Genomic DNA, 18,409 nt, shown 5'->3' on the forward strand with positions numbered 1-18,409 from the left:
GTGTCACACGTCCCGGGGCCTCGCGGTTCGCAGTGCGGCGCTGCGCCTGGCTCAGCGTCTCATCGTGCGTTGGCGCGGGGGAGCGCCACGTACTTGAGCTCCAGGTACTCGTCGATGCCGGTGGAGCCGCCCTCGCGGCCCAGCCCGGACTGCTTGACGCCTCCGAACGGCGCGGCCGGGTTGGAGACCAGGCCGGTGTTGAGGCCCACCATGCCGGACTCGATCCGCTCCGCAAGTGCCAGCGCCCTGTCGATGTCCTTGCAGTACAGGTAGGAGGCGAGGCCGTACTCGGTGCCGTTGGCGAGTTCGATCGCCTCGTCATCCGTGTCGAAGACGACGATCGGCGCGACGGGACCGAAGATCTCCTCGACGCGCAGCGTCGCGTTCTCCGGCACATCGGTGAGGACGGTGGGGGCGAAGAAGTAGCCGTCGCCCTCGATCTTCTTGCCTCCGGTGAGGACGGTCGCGCCGGCCTCCACCGCCTGGTCGACGAGCTCAGCGACCTTGTCGAGCTGGTCCTGGTCCACGAGCGGACCCACCTGGGTGCCCTCGGCGAGGCCGTCGCCCACCTTCATGGAGCCGATCCGCTCCGCGAGCTTGCGGGAGAACTCCTCCGCAACGCCCCTCTGCACGTAGAGGCGGTTGGCCGCGGTGCACGCCTCACCGTTGTTGCGCATCTTCGCAAGGACTGCGCCCTCGACGGCGTCGTCCACGTCCGCATCGTCCATGACCAGGAACGGCGCGTTCCCGCCCAGCTCCATCGACGTCTTCATGACCGTCTCCGCGGCCTGCTTCATGAGGTTGACGCCCACCTCGGTGGAGCCGGTGAAGGAGATCTTCCGGGCGATGCCCGATTCCATCCACGGCGTCACCACGCGGCGTGCGGAGGACGAGGTGACGACGTTGACCACGCCGTCCGGCAGCCCGGCCTCACGGAGGACGTCCACGAGCATGAACGAGGTGAGAGGGGTGAGCTGCGCGGGCTTGAGGACGACGGTGCAGCCGGCCGCCAGCGCGGGGCCGATCTTGCGCGTGCCCATCGCCAGCGGGAAGTTCCACGGCGTGATGAGGATGCAGGGGCCCACCGGCTCCCGGCTGATCATGAGGCGGTTCTTCCCGTCCGTGGACTGCGTGAAGTCGCCGTGCACGCGGACGGCCTCCTCGGAGAACCAGCGGAAGAACTCGGCGCCGTAGGCGACCTCGCCCTTGGACTCCGCGAACGGCTTGCCCATCTCCGCCGTCATGATCGCGGCGATGTCGTCCGCCCGCTCGTGGAGCAGCTCGAAGGCCCGGCGGAGGATCTCCGCGCGTTCGCGGGGAGCGGTGGCGGCCCAGTCCGCCTGGGCGGCGCCGGCGGCGGCGATCGCCTCGAGCGCATCGTTCTCGGAGCCGTCCGCGATGGTGGTGATGACCGCGCCCGTGGCGGGATTGCGGACTTCCAGGGTGCGTCCGCCCTCGGCATCACGCCACTGTCCGTTGATGAAAACCCCGGTGTTCAGCTTCTCGATGATGGGGGTGAGGTCCACGTCTTCTCCTCTTTCGTCGGCGACGACTTCATGTGCGAAAAGGAATCATCGCCGACCCGGTGCTCTGGGGGCCTCCGGACCGGCTGGTGTGCAGTCTAGTCATGTGCGGGCGGCCGGTGTGCGCTGTCTCATATCCCCGCCCGCCGGGAGGGCGCCCTCGTGCCCCCGCCCGCCAGGGGAGGGCGCCCTCATATCCCCGCCCGCCGGGGAGAGCGCGCGAGGGGTCCGACGACGTATCGTGGCGTCATGGGCGAGCACATCGACATCGAGGTCCATCGGCTCTACGACGACAGGCACGGAAAGACCGGATTCCGGGTTCTCGTGGACCGGCTCTGGCCGCGCGGGGTGCGCAAGGACGACCTCGCCTTCGACGAATGGGACAAGGACGCCGCTCCCTCGGACGAGCTGCGCAAGCGCTTCCACTCCGGCGCGCTGAGCTTCGCGGAGTTCCGGGAGGCCTATCGTGCGGAGCTCGAGGAATCCGGTGCGGGGGAGGCGCTGCTGCAGCGTTTCCGGAACTCGCGCAAGCACTCGCTCGTGCTCCTGTACGGTGCCAAGGACGAGACGCACAACCACGCCCGGGTGCTCGCGGAGCATCTGCAGGAGCAGGAGCAGTCACATGGCAGGCAGTGAGAAGACGGACGGTCGTGCGCAGGGCGCCGGAGCGCGGGCCGAGGCCCAGGCCGGTGCGGACGCCCGGCACACCGGCGCGGCGGGACAGGAGATGCTGGACATCGGCGCGGAGGAGGTCGCCGGGGCGCTCGGCTTCGCCGAGGCCATCGCGGCCATCCGCGACGCGGTGGCGGGCTTCGACCCGGAGGAGGACGTGCCGCGCACCATCGTGGAGCTCAGCGGCGGGGAGATGATCCTCATGCCTTCCGAGCTGGGGGACTACGCCGCGGTCAAGGTCGTCACACGCACGCCCGGCAACTCCGCACGCGGACTGCCCACCATCCAGGGCAGCGTGCTCCTCACCGATCGCACCACCCACACCCAGCTGGCCCGGATCGACGGAGCTGCGGCGACCAACCTGCGGACGCCCGCGCTCTCGCTGGCCGGCGTCTCCGGCTTCGTCCCCGCCCGCTTCCCGGACGGGGTGCGTCTCTGCGTCATCGGCGCCGGGGCGCAGGCGCTGCCGCATGTGCGGGCGGCTCAGGCGGTGGCACCCGTGCGCAGCGTGGTGTTCGGTGTGCGCACCGCAGGACGGGCGCAGGAGCTCACCCGGACGCTCACGGAGGAGGGCGTGCCCGCGACCGAGGCCGTACTGGGGGAGGACCTCGATGCCGCCCTGGCAGACGTCGACCTCATCATCACCGCCACCTCGGCCTCGGAGCCGCTCTTCGCGGACTCCGCCGTGCGCGCGGACGCGCTCGTGGTGGCGATGGGCTCGCACTCACCCTCCGAACGCGAGCTGCCCGGTGCCCTGCTGGGACGCAGCCACGTGATCGTGGAGACCTTCGCCAACGCCCGGCGCGAGGCCGGCGACGTCATCCTCGCCATCGAGGAGGGGCATCTGGGCTGGGAGCAGGTGCACACCCTGCGCGAGGTCGTCACGGAGGGAGAGGCGGCCCTGAGCGACGACCGCCCCGTCGTGTTCAAGACCTCCGGCATGTCCTGGGAGGACGTGGCCGTGGCCGGCGCGATCTACGAGGCCGTCGTGCAGAGCGGCGGCGCGGCGGGTGCGGGTGCGGGCGGCGGAGCAGACCCGGCCGGCCGTGCGGGAACGGGAGCAGAGGACGCGGGCGCGGGCTCGGCCGATGCAGCAGGCGCGGCCGGTGAAGCAGGCGCGGGGCGAGAGGACGTGGAGCAGTGAGAAGCGAGAAGGAAGCCGTGGCCGGCAGCGCGGGTGCGGGCGGTGAGACGGCGGAGACGCCCGGCGGCGGCTCTGTGGAGGTGGTGGGCAACCCTGCGGAGGCGGCCGGCGGCCCTGCGCGGGAGGCCTCGGAACGCACGGAGCCCTCGACGGGGAGGGCGGCCTCGGCGGCGGCCCGTCTGCGCGCAGCGGGGCTGGAGATGGCCCCTGCCGGCCCCGCCGACGTGCCGGAGCTGGTCGCCCTGGTGCAGTCCGCGTACCGCGGCGACGCCTCCCGGGCGGGCTGGACCACGGAGGCGGACCTGCTGGGTGGGCAGCGCATGGACGCGGGAATGGCCCGGGAGATGCTCGCGGAGGAGGGCACCGTGGTGCTGCTGTTCCGTGCGGCGCGCGAGGTGAACGCTGCGGGTGCAGCTGGGACTGCGGGTGCGGTGAGCGTGCCCGGGGCCGCGGGTGAGGACGTGAGCGGGGCGCTGCGGGCGTGCGTGCAGCTGGCGGATCGGGGGAACGGTCTCGCGTACTTCGGCACGTTCGCGGTGCAACCGGGGAACCAGGGGACGGGCATCGGTTCCGCGGTGATGGCGGCGGCGGAGGCCCACGTCGTCGAGCAGTGGGGAGCCGGGCGGATGCGCATGACGGTGATCCGTCAGCGCGCGGAGCTCATCGCCTACTACCGCCGGCGCGGATTCGAGCTCACCGGAGAGACGGAGCCGTTCCCCTACGGGCAGGAGCAGTTCGGTCTGCCGCAGCGCGACGACCTCGAGTTCGTGGTGCTGGAGAAGCCGCTGGACTGAGTGAGGCGAAAAGCGGAACAGACGGGAAGCCGGATTCCACGGCTTCCCGTCTGCGGATTCGCCGCTTCCAACACCGATGCGCGGCGAATCCGCAGACGGGAGGGAAGGTGCGGGGCTTCCGGTCTGGGGCCTCGCAGGTCAGCGTGGCGCGGCGCGGGTGGGGCGGGAGCGGCTCAGCCGCACGTGAAGGACGATCGACGCGATGAGCGCGCAGAGCAGCAGCCCGGAGAGCAGGCTGATCCTCTCGCCCAGCAGCACCACGCCCGCGATGTTCGCCGCCGCGAGCTGGCACATCATGAGGACGCCCGCGGTGGCGGGAGCGATCCGTGTGACCCCGTCGAAGTACAGCAGATAGGGCACGACCGTCATGCACACCGCGAGCATTGCGATGAGGGCGATCACCAGACCGGGGCGCGCAGTCCCCAGAGCCAGACCCTGTGCGGCGGCGACGGGCAGCAGCGCGAGGCTCGCCGCCACGAAGGTGAGGGCCGTGCGGCCCAGCAGGTCGGAGTCGCCCGAAGCCTCCTCCGCGTCCCTCGCCCGCGGCGGAGCGCTCCCCGCGAGCTTCTTCGACACGAGGGTCATGAGCGAGTGCGAGGTCGCCGCGGCCACGGCGAAGACCGGGCCCAGTACGGTGAGCTTCGCCTCCTCGCCGCTGACCAGCAGCAGTGCGGTGATCGCCGCGAGCGCAGGGACCATCGTCAGCCATCCTGCCCGGTTGAGCGTGAGACCCAGTACCGGAATGGACAGCAGCGCCATCACCACCGGCCCCGTCGCCAGCACCAGGGTGGAGCCCAGGCCCGCGCCCATGCTCGCCACCGAGGCGTACATGAGCGTCTGCGCGGCCGCCAGCAGTGCGCCGGTGAGCAGCAGAGCCGGCCCCTGGGAGCGGAGGAGCCGGAAGAGGCCGGGCCCTCCCCGGAATACGCGGCGCAGGGTGTGCAGTGCGAGGAGGATCGCGGCGGCCAGGGCGAAGCGCCAGAAGGAGAGCGCGGCCGGTGAGAGCGTGGAGATCGCGAAGACGAAGGCGGCTGCCGCGGCGCCGACGCCCCAGAGGACCGCTGCCGCCGTCACCTGCAGTGCACCGGTGACGGTTCCCGCGGCCCCCGCAGATCCTCCTGCGGTGCGCGCTGCCGTGCGGGGTAGGAGCGGCGCTGCCGGGCGAGGCGGGAGCGACGCGGCTGTGCGGGCTCCGAGGGTGCGTGTGGTGTGGGGAACGGTGGTCATGGCGCAATGCTATGGAAATCCCTGAAGCAGGCGATTGCCGATAATGCCTCATCCAAGCCCTGACGTGGCATGATCTGCTCATGGATTCCATCGATGAGGACATCATCCGCCTCCTGCAGGAGAACGGCAGACTGAGCAACACGGAACTCGCGGACGCCGTGGGGCTCACTCCCAGCCCCTGTCTGCGCAGGGTGCGCCGTCTGGAGGAGGCCGGGATCATCTCCGGCTACCACGCGCGCGTCGACGCGGCGAAGCTCGGGCGGGGCCTGGAAGTGCTCGTCTTCGTGGAGATGGGGCTGAAGACGAAGGACAGCGCGGAGGCCTTCGAATCCGCGCTTGCCCCCTGTCCGGAGGTCATCGAGCTGCGGCAGATGTTCGGTCTGCCGGACTACCTGGTGCGGATCGCGGTGGCGGACCTCGCCGCGGCGGAGCGCTTCATCTCGCACACGCTCAGTGCGCTCCCCGGAGTGGCCCGCGTGGACTCGCACCTCACGATGAAGCTGGTGAAGGGCGCGGGCGTCTGAGCGGCCCGCAGGGGCGTCTCACCGCGTGCGGTGCACGGGCCGGTGCGCGGTTCCCCTCGCGGCGGACTCCTCCGCCTCCCGGCGGCGCATCCACCCGGGGCTGTCCGGCCAGAGGACCATGGCGGCCCCGAGGAGGAGGGGGAGGGAGGTGCTGATCTGGACACTCGCCTCGGGCCAGGCAGCCGTACCGAGCGCGGCCCCGAGCAGGAGGGCCGTCGAAGCCGCCAGCAGCAGGTTCCGCAGTGTGCGCGGCCGGTCGATCCACGCGCCGGTCACCAGGCCGGCGGCGCTGATGAGCCACAGGAGCAGGTAGGAGCGCTGCTGTGCCGCACCGGGGAAGCTCGTGTGCTGCTCGGACCAGTTGAGGGCGAACATCACGGCGATCGCGACCGCCGTGAGCGCCGTCCAGATCAGCCGGTGCCGCAGCGTCCCCTTCCAGCGGATCGGATCCCTGCGCCCCCTCATCGCGCTTGCCTCCTCTGCGTCCTCCTCGGCGGTCGAGCCTCCTCTCTCCACCGTAGGAGAGCCGGCCGTGGAACGGAAGAGGCGCTCGCCCCGCACGGTCGCGGAGCGGGCGCCTCAGGACGAGCAGCCTCAGGACGAGCGGCCTCAGCCTGCCAGCATCGCGGGCAGCACCAGGCCGCCCACGAGGAGGACCGGCCCCACGACGACCATCGAGAGGCCGAAGCGCACGAGCAGGCGCGTGAGGCGGGACTTCTGCTCCTCCGGCGCCGTGGCGACCACGGTCGCGCCCAGGGTGGAGAACGGCGAGACGTCGACCACGGCGGAGCACACGCCCAGGGCGGCGATGAGCGCCCAGCCGGGCAGGCTGCCGTCGGCGATGAGCGGGAGCGCGAGCGGGACGAGGGCCGCGAGGATGCCGGTGGTCGAGGCGAAGGCGGAGACCAGCCCGCCCACCAGGCAGAGTACGAAGGCGGACACCAGCGGGGAGCCTACGGACTTCGCCGCGTCGCCCAGCATCTCGACGGCGCCCATCTCCTCCAGCAGGCCCACGAAGGTGATGATGCCGCCCACCAGCAGCACGGTCGACCAGTCGATCTTCGTCACCGCGGCCCTGCTCTGGGAGGGGTCGATGAGCAGCAGGATGCCGGAGAGCGCGAAGCAGAGGATGCCGATGTCCGGATCGCCGCCGGTGGCCGCGATGACCACGACGGAGGCGAGCAGGACCAGGATCGCGGCCACGGTGGCCCACTGGATGCCGGTGAACGGCTCCACCTTCGAGAAGCCCTCGCCGGCCTCGTCCGCGGAGAAGCGGGCGTCGTCGTCATCGCCCTCGCCGAACTCGATCGAGGAGGTCGAGGCGGAGCCGCGCGAGAGGGTCCCGGCTGCCGCGGGCACGGGAGCGGAGGCCTTCCTCCGGCCCCACACGGCGTAGGAGAAGGCCAGCATGAGCAGGTACACGCCCACTGCGATGCCGAAGAGGAGGAACGGGCTGAGCTCGATCCCCGCGCCGTGGGCGGTGGAATAGGTGACGATGCCGTAGAGGCTGGTGGGAGCGAAGCCGCCGGCGCCGATGGCGAAGCACATCGACAGCCCCATGAGCGCGTAGTCGATCCCGTAGCGGCGGGCGACCTGCATGCCCACCGGCATCATCACGAGGCCGGCCAGGGGAGCTCCCATGGAGGCGATCGCCCCGGTGATGAGGAAGAAGACGAACGGCAGCAGGAGCGCATTGGAGCCCACCTTGGCCAGGGCCCGGTCGATGAGCTTGTCGATGGTGCCGTTGAGCTGCGCGATCGCGAAGAAGAGCGTGACGCCCGCCAGCAGGACCATGATGTCGAGCGGGAATCCCGCGATCACGTCGTCGAGCGGGAGGTCGGTGAGCAGGAGGGCGCTTCCGGCGGCGCCGGCGAGCATGAGCACGCCGATGGGGATCCCGCGGATCGCGCCGAGGGCGAACATGGCGATGAAGACCGCCAGGGCGATGAGCTGTTCTGTCATGGTTCCTCAGAGTGGGACGATGGGCTGCCCCGCAGGGGGCGACGCAGTACCTTAACCTGAGGGAGGGCGGGGAGCGTCGCATCTGCGTGTCCGGCGACAAAGCCGTGCGGGGAGGACTGTGCTCACTCCTCCTCGAGTGGGTGCGCGCCCCGTGAGCCTCGTCGCAGGCTGCTGTCGCAGCAACAGTACTGCCGGCCCCGGTCCCGGCCCCCGCGCGACGCGCCGGAGCACCGCCCTTTCAGCCCAGCAGCACGGCCCCGCCGAGGCCCACGGCCGCGACCACCACGGTGGTGATCGCCGCGACGAGGAGCGGACCGGCGCCCAGTGCGCGCAGCTGGGTGAGGCGCACCTGGTTGCCGAGCGCGAACATCGCCGCCGTGAGGAGGACCGTCTGCACCGTCTGGACGGGGGAGAGCCAGCCTGTGGGGATCCAGCCGAGGCTGCGCAGGGCCACCAGCGCGAGGAAGCCGAGGAGGAAGGCGGGGACCAGCGGCGGGCGGGTGTGTGCGGCCTCGGCCCCGTCCTCGGGGAAGGTGACGCGGCGCACGGCCCGTGCGCCGACCACGGCGAGGATCGCGACGAGGGGCGCGAGCAGCGCGACACGGGCGAGCTTGACGACCACCGCCGGTTCGAGCGCGCCCCCGCCCACGATCCCGCCGATCGCCACCACCTGCGCCACCTCGTGGGTGCTCGCGCCGGCCCAGACGCCGGTGGTGTGCGGGTCGAGGCCCAGGGCCGCACCGGCCAGCGGGACGAAGGCGATCATGAGGGTGCCGAAGCCCACGACGAGGGCCACTGCCGCCGCCGCGTGCTCCTTGCTCGCCCGCACCGCCGACTGTGCCCCGGCGACCGCGGCGGCCCCGCAGACGGAGAAGCCGGCGCCGATGAGGAGGGTGAGGCCGGCGGGGACCCGCAGCAGCCGGCCGCTGAGCAGCGCGGCCCCGAAGCCGAGGCCCACGACGAGGACCGCCAGCACGATTCCGCCGCCGCCCAGCGCCAGCACGTCGCCCAGCGCGAGCTGTGCGCCCAGCAGCACCACGCCGCCGCGCAGCAGGGTCTTGGCCGCGTAGCCGAGCCCGGGCTCCAGGGCGGCCGGCAGATGCACGGTGTTGGCGAGCACGGCGCCCAGCACGATCGCGACGAGCATGGGGCTGAGGGCCTCGGCGAGGGAGCCCAGGAGGAGGGAGACGACGGTGGCCGCGGCGGCGACGGCCAGGCCGGGCACGGAGGAACGCCGTGGAAGGGCTGCGCTGACGGGTCTGAGGAGGGAAGCTGTGGGCATGTCCGCCACTCTCCGCCGTCGGAAGAGCCCGCGGTAGACGGCGGATCCGGCCATATGCATACAGAATCGGTATGGGCTGTGGGAGGATGCGGGCATGCCCCTTCCCGTCCACGAGCTGCCGGACACCCGCGTCCTCGTCCTCCTCGTCCACCTGCTGCGCGCCGGCAGGGACGGGGAGATGAGCTCAATCGGCGAGGCGGCGCGGGCCGTCGGCCTCGCCCAGCCCCATGCCTCGCGCGCACTGCGGTCCTTCGAGGCGGAGTCCGGTCTGCGGCTGCTCGTCCGCACCCCGCGCGGCACCGTGCTCACGGAGCAGGGCCGGGCGGTGGCCGCCTGGGCGGAGCCGGTGGTCGACGGGCTGGTGCGGGTGCGCGACGGCCTCACCGCGCTGCGCCGGGAACGGGCGGTCGAGGTGAGTGTGAGCGCCTCCCTCACCGTCGCGGAATTCCTCCTGCCGGTCTGGCTGGAGCGCTTCCGCGCCGCTCGGCCGGGAGCGCGCGTGGCCCTCGAGGTGGCCAATTCGCTCGAGGTGGCCCGGGCCGTCCGCGCCTCCCGCGTGGAGCTCGGCCTCATCGAGTCCCCCGGAGCGCCGGAGGGGGTGGAGTCGCAGGTGATCGGCGAGGACGAGCTCATCGTCGCGGTGAGCCCCGGCCACCCCTGGGCCCGCAGGCGTGCGCCCGTGGGCGCGGCCGAGCTCGCCGCGACCCCGCTCCTGGTCCGGGAGCCGGGTTCCGGCACGCGTGATGCGGTGGACCGTGCGCTCGCCGGCTGGGGCGGGCCGGCGATCGCGGCCGAACACTCCTCCAATGCGGCGATCCGGGTCGCCGCACGCGCCGGGATCGCTCCCTGCGCGCTCTCCCGCCTGGCGCTGCACGAGGCGGTGCACTCCGGTGCCCTCGTCGAGGTGGCCCACGCGCCCGAGGTGCGCCTCACCCGCCCGCTGCGCGCGCTCTGGCCGGCCGGCACCCGCCCCCGCGGAGCCGCGGCGGAGCTGCTGGACCTCGTCCGCCAGAGGTGAGCAGCAGCCGGCGGGGGTGAAACGGCCCGTCGATGCACCTCGGGCGCGGTCTACCCTGTTCCCATGTCGCTCCCTGAAGATCCCCGCACTCCGCAGACAGCGAATCCCGCCGCCCCGCATTCCGTGCAGCCCCCGCACTCCGCGGCGCCGCCGTCCCTTCGTCCGGAGACCGTGGTCGTGGAGACCGCGAGACCGGCGCGGGAGGACGACGCGCCCGTGAACCTGCCCATCACCGTGTCCTCGACCTTCGTGGGGGTGGGGGAGCTGGCCGACGGCGGACGCGGCTACGGCCGGTTCTCCAATCCCACCTGGGATCCGTTCGAGGAGGCGCTCGCGCGGCTCGAGGGCTGCGAGCTCCCCGGCCTGCTCTACGGCTCCGGTCTGGCGGCCATCGCCTCCGCGCTGGAGCTCACTGCCCCCGGCGGCACCGTGATCATGCCCGCCCACACCTACCAGGGTGCGCTGGTGGGGGCGGAGGAGGCCGCCGCCAAGGGCCGGTTCGACCTCGTGACGGTGGACATCGCGGACACCGAGGCCGTCCTCGCAGCCCTCGCGGCCGCTAAGGCGAAGACGGGCGTGGAGCGCGCTGGGATCCTGGGTGGTCATCCCGTGGTGCTCTGGGTGGAGAGCCCCACCAACCCCATGCTGGAGGTCGCGGACCTGCCCGCGCTGGTGGCCGGAGCGCATGCGCACGGCGCGCTCGTGATCGTGGACAACACCTTCGCCACACCGCTGCTGCAGCGGCCCCTGGACATGGGCGCGGACGTGGTGGTGCACTCCGTGACGAAGTACCTGGCGGGTCACTCCGACGTGGTCCTCGGTGCCGTGGTCACCGGCGACCCGCAGGTGCGGGCGGCGCTGCACCACGACCGCTCGATCCGCGGTGCGATCGCCGGCCCCTTCGAGGCGTGGCTGGCGCTGCGCGGTCTGCGGACCCTCGCGCTGCGCATGGAGCGGGCGTGCGAGAACGCGCAGGTGCTCGCGGAGCGCCTCGCCGGTCATCCCGCGGTGCGCGCCGTCCGCTATCCGGGACTGCCGGGTGATGCCGGTCACGCGCGTGCCCGTGCGCAGATGAGCGGCTTCGGGGCGATCATCTCGATCGACCTGGGGCCGGCGGGCGTCGCCGAGGCGGTCGTGGGCGCGTGCCGCCTGTGGACTCCCGCGACCTCCCTGGGCGGGGTCGAGAGCCTCATCGAGCGCCGCCGTCGTCACACGGCGGAGCCGGCCACGGTGCCGGAGGGGCTGGTGCGGCTGAGCGTGGGGATCGAGCACGTGGAGGATCTCTGGGCGGATCTCGAGCTGGCGCTGCGGGAGGCTCCTCACCAGCACTGAGAGTGCGGAGCGCGCCTGCCCTGAGAGCGCAGGGTTCCACGTCGCGAAACTCGTCTGAAGTTGCACATATTGCAACAAGCCTCTTACTGTGACGTACATCCCAACACAGGACAGGGGGCGATGAGCCATGATCCCACCGGAGCATTCCGGTCGATCGGAGCTGCGCAGACGCACGGTGCTCGGAGGCGGGCTGGGGCTGGGCCTCGGCATCCTGCTGGCCGCGTGCGGCGGCAGGCCCGCTGCGGCGCCGCAGGTGAACGTGCAGGGACCGCCCGTCTCCGGCGGCGAGCTGCGCGTGGGGTTCGTGGGCGGCGGCGCCTCGGACACCCTGGACGGCGCGGTCGCCACGAACCTCGGCGACATCGCCCGCGCCATCAACCTGTACAACACGCTGATGTACTTCGACCACGACTACACGCTGCAGCCCATGCTGGCCACAGCCGCGACGCCCAACGACGATGCGACCGTCTGGACCGTCCAGCTGCGCGAGGGCGTGAAGTTCTGTGACGGCAGACCTCTGCGACCGGAGGACGTGATCGCCAGCTACATGCGGATCATCGACCCGGACGACCCCAAGTCCGGCGCGGCCTCGCTCGCCCATCTGGACGAGATCGCCAAGACGGGTGAGAACGAGATCGAGTTCCGGCTCTCCGTGGCGGACTCCGCGTTCCTCAACAACTTCGGCTCCTACAGCAACATCATCGTGCCGGAGGACTTCGACCCGGCGGCTCCGGTGGGCACCGGCCCGTTCATGCTCGACAGCTTCACGCCGGCGATGTCGACGGTGATGGTGCGCAACCCCCACTTCTGGGGCGACGAGGGCCCCTACCTCGACGAGGTCAGCCTCCTCAACTTCAACGACACGGACGCGCTCATCAACGCGCTCCTGTCCAACCAGGTCGATGCGATCGCACAGATCCCGCCGGCGCTGGTCGAAGTGATCGGCGCGGACGAGCGCATCAACATCCTCGACTCCGTCACCGGCATGTACATGCCGTTCACCATGCGGGTGGACCGCGAGCCGTTCGACGACGTGAAGGTGCGGCAGGCCTTCCGGCTGGCTGTGGACCGGCCCGGCATGCTCGAACAGGTGCTCTCCGGCCGCGGCACGGTGGGCAATGACATGTTCGCCGTGTTCGGCGAGGGATATCCGAAGGACCTGCCGCAGCGCGAGCAGGACATCGAGGAGGCCAAGCGGCTGCTGGCGGAGGCCGGCTATCCCGACGGGCTCGAGGTGGAGCTGGTCACCGCACCCATCCAGTCCGGCGTGGTCGAAGCGGCGCAGGTGTTCGCGGAGCAGGCCGCGGAGGCCGGCATCACCGTGACGATCAACCGGATGGACCTCACCACCTACTGGACGGACTATCTCAACTACGACTTCTCCCAGACGTTCTGGTACACCCGTGACTTCCTGGGCCAGTCCAACGCCGGCATGATGCCGGACGCGCCCTTCAACGAGACGCACTGGGACGACGAGGAGTACATCGACCTGGTGGGGCGGATCCGCTCGGAGACCGACGACGCGAAGCGCCAGGAGCTCATCGGCCAGGCGCAGGAGATCCTCTACGACCGCGGCGGTCTCATCATCTGGGGCTTCGCCAATCAGATCGACGCCTATCAGAGCTACGTGGGCGGACTGGAGGAGGACCGGAGCGGTGTGCCGCTCTCCGGCTTCCAGCTGCACAAGGTCTGGATCGGAGAGGTCAGATGATCGCCAAGCTCATAGTCAGGAGGCTGGCGATCAGCATCGTCATCCTCCTCGCCGTCTCGCTGCTGATCTTCTGCGCCACGCTGCTGCTGCCCGGCGACCCGGCCCGGGCGATCCTGGGCCAGCAGGCCACCCCGGAGCGGATCGCCGCCCTGCACGCGCAGATGAATCTCGACGACCCCGCCTGGCAGCGCTACCTCATCTGGCTGGGAGGCCTGCTCACGGGCGACCTGGGCACCTCGGCCGCCTCCGGTCTGCCGGTGTCCCAGATGATCGGGGAGCGCGCGGGCGCCTCGCTGTTCCTCATGGTCATCGCCGCGGTGATCGCCGTCCCCGCGGGCATCCTGCTGGGCATCTGGTCCGCGCTGCGCCGCGGGAAGGCCGTCGACTCGACGATCACCGGCATCGCCCTCGTCCTCGCCGCGCTGCCGGAGTTCGTCATCGGCATCGCCCTCGTGGCGATCTTCGCCACGACGGTGTTCAACCTCCTGCCGGCCGTGACGATGGCCCCGCCGGGCACCAATGTCTGGGACTTCCCCAGCCAGCTCATCCTGCCCACGGCGGTCCTCGTCCTCGTCGTCACCCCCTACATCGCCCGGATGATGCGTGCCACGATGCTGGAGGTGCTGGACTCCGGCTACGTGGAGATGGCCCGGCTCAAGGGCGTGCCGGAGCGCCGCGTGATCCTGCGCCATGCGCTCCCGCACGCGATCGGCCCCGTCGCCCAGGTCGCCGCGATCCAGCTCGCCTGGATGGCCGGCGGCGTGGTCGTCGTCGAGTTCCTCTTCCGCTATCCGGGCCTGGGGCAGGCGCTCATCGACGCGGTGAACTACCGCGATGTCCAGGTCGTGCAGGCGCTGACCATGCTCGTGGCCGTCATCTACATGGTCGTGAACCTGCTGGCGGACATCGTCGGCATCCTGGCCGATCCCAAGCTCCGCATCGGAGGTGAGAAGCGATGACCGCGCACACACCCTCTCCTGAACAGGCCGCCGCACAGGGAGTCACATCGCAGGGAGCGCCCGTGCCGCAGGGGACCGCGGCCTCGGGCGCTCCGGCGGAGAAGCCCTCTCCCAGGAACACCGTCGTCACCCGCTTCTGGGCGCAGCGGCAGGCGAAGATCGGCACGGCGCTCACGGCGCTGGTGCTCGTCACCGCCCTCGTGGGACCGCTCCTGCTGCCCGGGGTCACCGGCTTCACGGCCACGGACTTCGCAGACCGGCCGTTCCAGGGCTCCGGCCTCTTCGGCACGGACAACCTCGGCCGCGATGTGCTCTCACGGTTCCTCGCCGGCGGTCTCACACTGCTCGTCTACTCGGTGCTGGCCACGGCTCTCGGCATGTTCCTGGGAGTGTTCTTCGGCATGGTCGCGGCCTACGTGGGCGGCTGGCTCGATTCGCTGCTCATGCGCGCTAACGACGTGCTGCTGGCCGTTCCGCAGCTGGTCTTCGCGCTGCTCGCCATCACCGTGCTGGGCCCCCAGCCGTGGGTGCTCGTCACGGTCATCGCGATCACGCACGCTCCGCGCATCGCCCGGGTGACGCGGGCCGCAGCGCTGGGCGTCATCAACGAGGACTACATCCGTGCGGCGGAGATGTACGCGATGCCGCGCACCCGGATCCTGTTCCGGGAGATCCTGCCCAACGTCACCGGGCCGCTCACGGTGGAGGCCGGCCTGCGCCTCACGTATTCGATCGGCGCCATCGCCTCGCTGTCCTTCCTGGGCCTGGGCATGCAGCCGCCGGCGGCGGACTGGGGCCTCATGATCAACGAGAACCGCATCGCGCTCGCGGTCCAGCCGTGGGGCGTGATGCTGCCGGTCCTCGCGATCGCGGTGCTCACCATCGGCACGAACCTGCTCGCGGACTCGATCGCACGGGCCTCGGCCACAGCCAACGTAGGGGACGAATGATGGCGCGCAGCACTGATTCCGGCACACGCACGGCCACCGGCACCCGCACCGCCACCGGCGCGCCCATGGTGGAGGGCTCCGCCTGGCACGACAGGGTGGCCGCCGGTGACACGATCCTCGACATCGACGCGCTGCGCATCTCCACCACACGCGGCGCGGAGATCCTCAAGGGCGTCGACATCCACCTGCGGCAGGCGGAGATGCTGGCGCTGGTGGGCGAGTCCGGCTCCGGCAAGACCACAGCGGGGCTTGCCGCACTGGGCCACTTCCGCAGAGGACTGGTCCACTCCGGCGGTTCCGTCACGCTGCATCCCTCCAATGCCACGGAGCCGGCGGAGATGACGGAGCTGGACGACGTCTCACTGCGCCGTCTGCGCGGCTCCCGGGTGTCCTACATCCCGCAGGACCCCGCGCTCTCGCTCAACCCCAGCATGCGGGTGGGGGAGCAGATCCGCGAGGTGCTGGACATCCACGAGTTCGGCACGAGCGCCGCCGAACGCACGGAGCGCGTGCGCAGCGTGCTGCGCGAGGTGGGCCTGCCCGACGACGACGCCTATCAGGGACGCTGGCCGCATCAGCTCTCCGGCGGTCAGCAGCAGCGGATCGGCATCGCGATGGCGTTCGCGATGTACCCGGACGTTCTCGTCCTCGACGAGCCCACCACCGGCCTGGACGTCTCCACGCAGGCGCTCGTGCTGGACACCATCCGGGACATGGTGCTGAAGAACAACGTCGCCGGTCTCTACATCACGCACGACCTCGCCGTGGTCGCGGAGATCGCGGACCGGGTGGCGGTGATGCTGCGCGGAGAACTCGTGGAGGAGGGGCCCGCCGCCGAGGTGCTGGGCGCACCCCGGCACGTCTACACGAAGACCCTCATCGCAGCTGTCCCGGACCTCGCCGGCCGGAACCGGATCAGCGAGTTCGAATCGCGGCGGAAGGCCGCCGAGGCCGCGGCCGCCGGTGCGGAGGCACCCGGCGGTGCCGCTGTGCTGGCTGCCGCGGATGCGGAGGGCGCCGAGGCCCCGGATGCGGAGGCCCCGGGTGCGGCAGAGACCCGACCGCCAGAGGCCGCCGAGCCCGCGGCCGCCGGTCCGGCGACGGTCCGCGAGCGCCCGGGCGGGACGCCTGCGGCCGGCGGGACGCCTGCGGCCCGTGAGCCGGCCTCGGGCGCGGGTTCTCCGGCACCGCAGGAGGCTGAACGAGAGGCAGTCCTGTCCGCACGCGGACTGTCACTGTCCTACGGCGAGAAGACGGTGCTGGACGGCATCGATCTGGACCTGCGCGCGGGGGAGTGCACCATGCTCCTGGGCGAGTCCGGTTCCGGGAAGACCACCCTCTCCCGGTCGCTCGCGGGCATCCTCGACTCCTGGACCGGTTCGCTGACCTACCGCGGAGAGGAGCTCGCGACCTCGACCCGCCGCCGTACGCTGGACCAGCGGCGCGAGATCCAGTACATCTTCCAGTCGCCGTTCTCCTCGCTCAATCCCCGCAGGACGCTGGGTGAGTCGCTGAGCGTGCCGCTGGAGATGGCCGGCGGACTCAGCGGTGCGCAGCGGCGCGAGCGGGTGGAGGAGGCGTTGGACTCCGTGCGGCTGGGACGGCAGTTCTACTCCCGCAGGCCCGGCGACCTCTCCGGCGGTGAGCGCCAGCGCGCCGCCGTGGCCCGCGCCCTGGTGAATATGCCGCAGGTGCTCATCTGCGACGAGATCACCTCGGCCCTGGACGTCTCGGTGCAGGCGAGCATCATCGACCTCCTCACCCGCCTCCGTGAGGAGCGCGGACTGTCCATGCTGTTCGTCACCCACAACATCGCCCTCGCCCGGCACGTGGCCGCGCGTGTGGCGGTGCTGAACCAGGGGGTCATCGTGGACGAGGGCCCCACGGACGACGTCCTCACCCATCCCACGCACGCCTACACGAAGGAGCTCCTCGCGAATGTCCCCACGCTCTGAGACGACCTCGGCAGCCCCGCACCAGCGGACCACGGCACACGCCGCGGACGGTCTCCCGGCCGGAGCCGCAGAACGGATCACCGAGGTGTTCTCCGCACACGTGCGGGAGAGTTCCGGCGGGCTGGCGTTCTCCCTCTACCGGGAGGGCAGGCCGCTGCTGCGCCTCACCGGGGGCGTGACGGAGCGGGACGGTGAGGAGCCCTGGAACGAGGACACCATGGCGGTGCTGTTCTCCGGCACCAAGGGGGTCGTTGCCACGCTCGCGGCACAGCTCACGGACCGCGGCCAGCTGGACCCGCAGGTCCCGGTGGCCGAGTACTGGCCGGAGTTCGCCGCGGCGGGCAAGGCGGACGTGCGCGTCCACCACGTGCTGTCCCACACCCTCGGCCTTCTCTACGCGGACCCGGAACCGGCTGCGGTGGAGGAACGGGTCGACAACGCGCGCATGGCGGAGATCCTCGCCGCGCAGGCGCCGCTGTGGGAGCCCGGCACCAAGGTCGCCTACCACGCCACCACCTACGGCTACCTCCTCGCGGAGATCCTGCTCAGGATCACGGGCAAGGGCGTCGGCGAACTGGTGCGCACCGAGCTGAGCGAGCCGTGGGGGCTCGACCTGCACCTCGGGCTGCCGGAATCGGAGGAGCCGCGGGTGGCTCCCATCCACCAGGCTCCGGGCTATCGGGTGCAGACGTTCCTCCGGGACGACCCGGAGCGCCGCGCCGTCGTGGACCGCATGTACGGCGCGCTGCTGACGGGGGACGAGCCGCTCTACAACTCGCGCCTGTGGCATGCCGCGGAACTGGCCTCCGGCGGGGCGGTGGGCACGGCGGACGCGATGGCGAAGCTCTACTCCCTGCTCATCGCCCCGGAGGCCCCGCTCGTGTCCGCGGAGACGCTCGCGCTCTACACCCGCACCTGGTCCGAGGGGACGGACGCGGTCAACGACAGGCCGCTGCGCTTCGGGCTGGGCTACGAGCTCGACGACCCCATCGGCACCTATGGGCCCGTGCGCCCTGCATTCGGCCACACCGGTGCCGGCGGGGGACTGCACGGCGCCTGGCCGGAGCGCGGCCTCGCGTTCTCCCTGCTCACCAACGAGATGCAGAGCGAGGACGTGGACACCCGTGCGAAGGATCTGCTCGGAGTCGTGGCGGACCTGGGCATCTGAGGCCCGGGCAGCTGAGGCCTGGGCGTCTGGGGCCTGGGCAGCTGAGAGCTGGGGGCCGAGAGCTGGGCTGCTGAAGACACGGAGACCCCGGGTATGCGCTTGACCGCCCACATGCAGATGGGCGGCGAAGCACATACCCGGGGTCTTTCGCATGCACGTCACCCCTGCGCCCTCCGTGAAGTTACGTC

Annotated in this window: 16 protein-coding genes; 11 read left to right on the forward strand and 5 right to left on the reverse strand. The window is 71.5% G+C overall.

The features are described 5' to 3' along the window. Nucleotides 1–59 precede the first annotated feature (59 nt). On the reverse strand, nt 60–1,526 hold the full coding sequence (locus ABD240_RS05540; RefSeq protein ID WP_291794447.1) for an NAD-dependent succinate-semialdehyde dehydrogenase: 1,467 nt from the start codon (nt 1,524–1,526) through the stop codon (nt 60–62). A 246-nt stretch (nt 1,527–1,772) separates the two neighbouring features. Here ABD240_RS05540 and ABD240_RS05545 point away from each other — a divergent pair, with 246 nt between their 5' ends. The 3 genes from ABD240_RS05545 to ABD240_RS05555 are packed head-to-tail and all read left to right on the forward strand — an operon-like array spanning nt 1,773 to nt 4,133. Beyond that, the gene (locus ABD240_RS05545) at nt 1,773–2,159 is read left to right on the forward strand and encodes a DUF488 domain-containing protein (protein ID WP_344335980.1); all 387 of its coding nucleotides are present in this window, start codon (nt 1,773–1,775) and stop codon (nt 2,157–2,159) included. Beyond that, complete coding sequence (locus ABD240_RS05550; RefSeq protein WP_344335983.1) at nt 2,146–3,339, forward strand: ornithine cyclodeaminase family protein; 1,194 nt, start codon at nt 2,146–2,148, stop codon at nt 3,337–3,339. Before ABD240_RS05545 ends, ABD240_RS05550 begins: the two co-directional genes overlap by 14 nt. Then, on the forward strand, nt 3,336–4,133 hold the full coding sequence (locus ABD240_RS05555) for a GNAT family N-acetyltransferase (RefSeq protein ID WP_344335986.1): 798 nt from the start codon (nt 3,336–3,338) through the stop codon (nt 4,131–4,133). Before ABD240_RS05550 ends, ABD240_RS05555 begins: the two co-directional genes overlap by 4 nt. A 138-nt stretch (nt 4,134–4,271) precedes the next feature. On the opposite strand, the gene ABD240_RS05560 is transcribed toward ABD240_RS05555, so the two are convergent. Then, complete coding sequence (locus tag ABD240_RS05560; RefSeq protein ID WP_344335989.1) at nt 4,272–5,360, reverse strand: EamA family transporter; 1,089 nt, start codon at nt 5,358–5,360, stop codon at nt 4,272–4,274. Nucleotides 5,361–5,440: 80 nt separating this feature from the next. Here ABD240_RS05560 and ABD240_RS05565 point away from each other — a divergent pair, with 80 nt between their 5' ends. Continuing rightward, a complete protein-coding gene (locus ABD240_RS05565; RefSeq protein WP_291791651.1) occupies nt 5,441–5,884 on the forward strand; it encodes an Lrp/AsnC family transcriptional regulator in 444 nt (147 codons plus the stop codon). A gap of 18 nt (nt 5,885–5,902) precedes the next feature. Here the strand turns inward: ABD240_RS05565 and ABD240_RS05570 are convergent, their stop codons facing one another. From ABD240_RS05570 to ABD240_RS05580, 3 genes are all read right to left on the reverse strand, one after another. Next, a complete protein-coding gene (locus tag ABD240_RS05570) occupies nt 5,903–6,349 on the reverse strand; it encodes a hypothetical protein (protein WP_344335995.1) in 447 nt (148 codons plus the stop codon). A 144-nt stretch (nt 6,350–6,493) separates the two neighbouring features. Then, nucleotides 6,494–7,846 (reverse strand): SLC13 family permease, encoded by a 1,353-nt coding sequence (locus ABD240_RS05575; RefSeq protein ID WP_291791648.1) that lies wholly within the window; start codon nt 7,844–7,846, stop codon nt 6,494–6,496. A 238-nt stretch (nt 7,847–8,084) separates the two neighbouring features. Then, nucleotides 8,085–9,128: a YeiH family protein gene (locus tag ABD240_RS05580; RefSeq protein WP_344335999.1), complete on the reverse strand. Its 1,044-nt coding sequence runs from the start codon at nt 9,126–9,128 to the stop codon at nt 8,085–8,087. A gap of 94 nt (nt 9,129–9,222) precedes the next feature. Between ABD240_RS05580 and ABD240_RS05585 the strand changes: the two genes are divergently transcribed. From ABD240_RS05585 to ABD240_RS05615, 7 genes are all read left to right on the forward strand, one after another. After that, on the forward strand, nt 9,223–10,146 hold the full coding sequence (locus ABD240_RS05585) for a LysR substrate-binding domain-containing protein (protein WP_291798267.1): 924 nt from the start codon (nt 9,223–9,225) through the stop codon (nt 10,144–10,146). A 63-nt stretch (nt 10,147–10,209) separates the two neighbouring features. Beyond that, nucleotides 10,210–11,478, forward strand: coding sequence for a trans-sulfuration enzyme family protein (locus ABD240_RS05590; RefSeq protein ID WP_344336004.1), 1,269 nt, complete (start codon nt 10,210–10,212; stop codon nt 11,476–11,478). A 127-nt stretch (nt 11,479–11,605) separates the two neighbouring features. Continuing rightward, entirely contained in the window at nt 11,606–13,189 is a 1,584-nt protein-coding gene (locus ABD240_RS05595) for an ABC transporter substrate-binding protein (protein WP_344336007.1), read from the forward strand. Then, nucleotides 13,186–14,148: an ABC transporter permease gene (locus ABD240_RS05600; protein WP_344336010.1), complete on the forward strand. Its 963-nt coding sequence runs from the start codon at nt 13,186–13,188 to the stop codon at nt 14,146–14,148. Before ABD240_RS05595 ends, ABD240_RS05600 begins: the two co-directional genes overlap by 4 nt. Further along, complete coding sequence (locus ABD240_RS05605) at nt 14,145–15,098, forward strand: ABC transporter permease (protein ID WP_291798255.1); 954 nt, start codon at nt 14,145–14,147, stop codon at nt 15,096–15,098. The genes ABD240_RS05600 and ABD240_RS05605 overlap by 4 nt, the downstream gene beginning before the upstream one ends. After that, nucleotides 15,098–17,053 carry an ABC transporter ATP-binding protein gene (locus ABD240_RS05610; protein WP_291798252.1) on the forward strand — a complete coding sequence of 652 codons (1,956 nt, stop codon included), beginning with the start codon at nt 15,098–15,100 and terminating at the stop codon, nt 17,051–17,053. The genes ABD240_RS05605 and ABD240_RS05610 overlap by 1 nt, the downstream gene beginning before the upstream one ends. Continuing rightward, complete coding sequence (locus ABD240_RS05615; RefSeq protein WP_344336015.1) at nt 17,037–18,221, forward strand: serine hydrolase domain-containing protein; 1,185 nt, start codon at nt 17,037–17,039, stop codon at nt 18,219–18,221. The genes ABD240_RS05610 and ABD240_RS05615 overlap by 17 nt, the downstream gene beginning before the upstream one ends. Nucleotides 18,222–18,409 lie beyond the last annotated feature (188 nt).

Source organism: Brevibacterium salitolerans, assembly GCF_039531405.1.
Taxonomy (GTDB): Bacteria; Actinomycetota; Actinomycetes; order Actinomycetales; family Brevibacteriaceae; genus Brevibacterium; species Brevibacterium salitolerans.

Bases quoted from the DNA above. Each gene is read 5' to 3' on its own strand.
- ABD240_RS05545 (WP_344335980.1), top strand. From the start codon at position 1,773: ATGGGCGAGCACATCGACATCGAGGTCCATCGGCTCTACGACGACAGG.
- ABD240_RS05550 (WP_344335983.1), top strand. From the start codon at position 2,146: ATGGCAGGCAGTGAGAAGACGGACGGTCGTGCGCAGGGCGCCGGAGCG.
- ABD240_RS05560 (WP_344335989.1), bottom strand. From the start codon at position 5,360: ATGACCACCGTTCCCCACACCACACGCACCCTCGGAGCCCGCACAGCC.
- ABD240_RS05565 (WP_291791651.1), top strand. From the start codon at position 5,441: ATGGATTCCATCGATGAGGACATCATCCGCCTCCTGCAGGAGAACGGC.
- ABD240_RS05570 (WP_344335995.1), bottom strand. From the start codon at position 6,349: ATGAGGGGGCGCAGGGATCCGATCCGCTGGAAGGGGACGCTGCGGCAC.
- ABD240_RS05575 (WP_291791648.1), bottom strand. From the start codon at position 7,846: ATGACAGAACAGCTCATCGCCCTGGCGGTCTTCATCGCCATGTTCGCC.
- ABD240_RS05580 (WP_344335999.1), bottom strand. From the start codon at position 9,128: ATGCCCACAGCTTCCCTCCTCAGACCCGTCAGCGCAGCCCTTCCACGG.
- ABD240_RS05585 (WP_291798267.1), top strand. From the start codon at position 9,223: ATGCCCCTTCCCGTCCACGAGCTGCCGGACACCCGCGTCCTCGTCCTC.
- ABD240_RS05590 (WP_344336004.1), top strand. From the start codon at position 10,210: ATGTCGCTCCCTGAAGATCCCCGCACTCCGCAGACAGCGAATCCCGCC.
- ABD240_RS05595 (WP_344336007.1), top strand. From the start codon at position 11,606: ATGATCCCACCGGAGCATTCCGGTCGATCGGAGCTGCGCAGACGCACG.
- ABD240_RS05600 (WP_344336010.1), top strand. From the start codon at position 13,186: ATGATCGCCAAGCTCATAGTCAGGAGGCTGGCGATCAGCATCGTCATC.
- ABD240_RS05605 (WP_291798255.1), top strand. From the start codon at position 14,145: ATGACCGCGCACACACCCTCTCCTGAACAGGCCGCCGCACAGGGAGTC.
- ABD240_RS05610 (WP_291798252.1), top strand. From the start codon at position 15,098: ATGGCGCGCAGCACTGATTCCGGCACACGCACGGCCACCGGCACCCGC.
- ABD240_RS05615 (WP_344336015.1), top strand. From the start codon at position 17,037: ATGTCCCCACGCTCTGAGACGACCTCGGCAGCCCCGCACCAGCGGACC.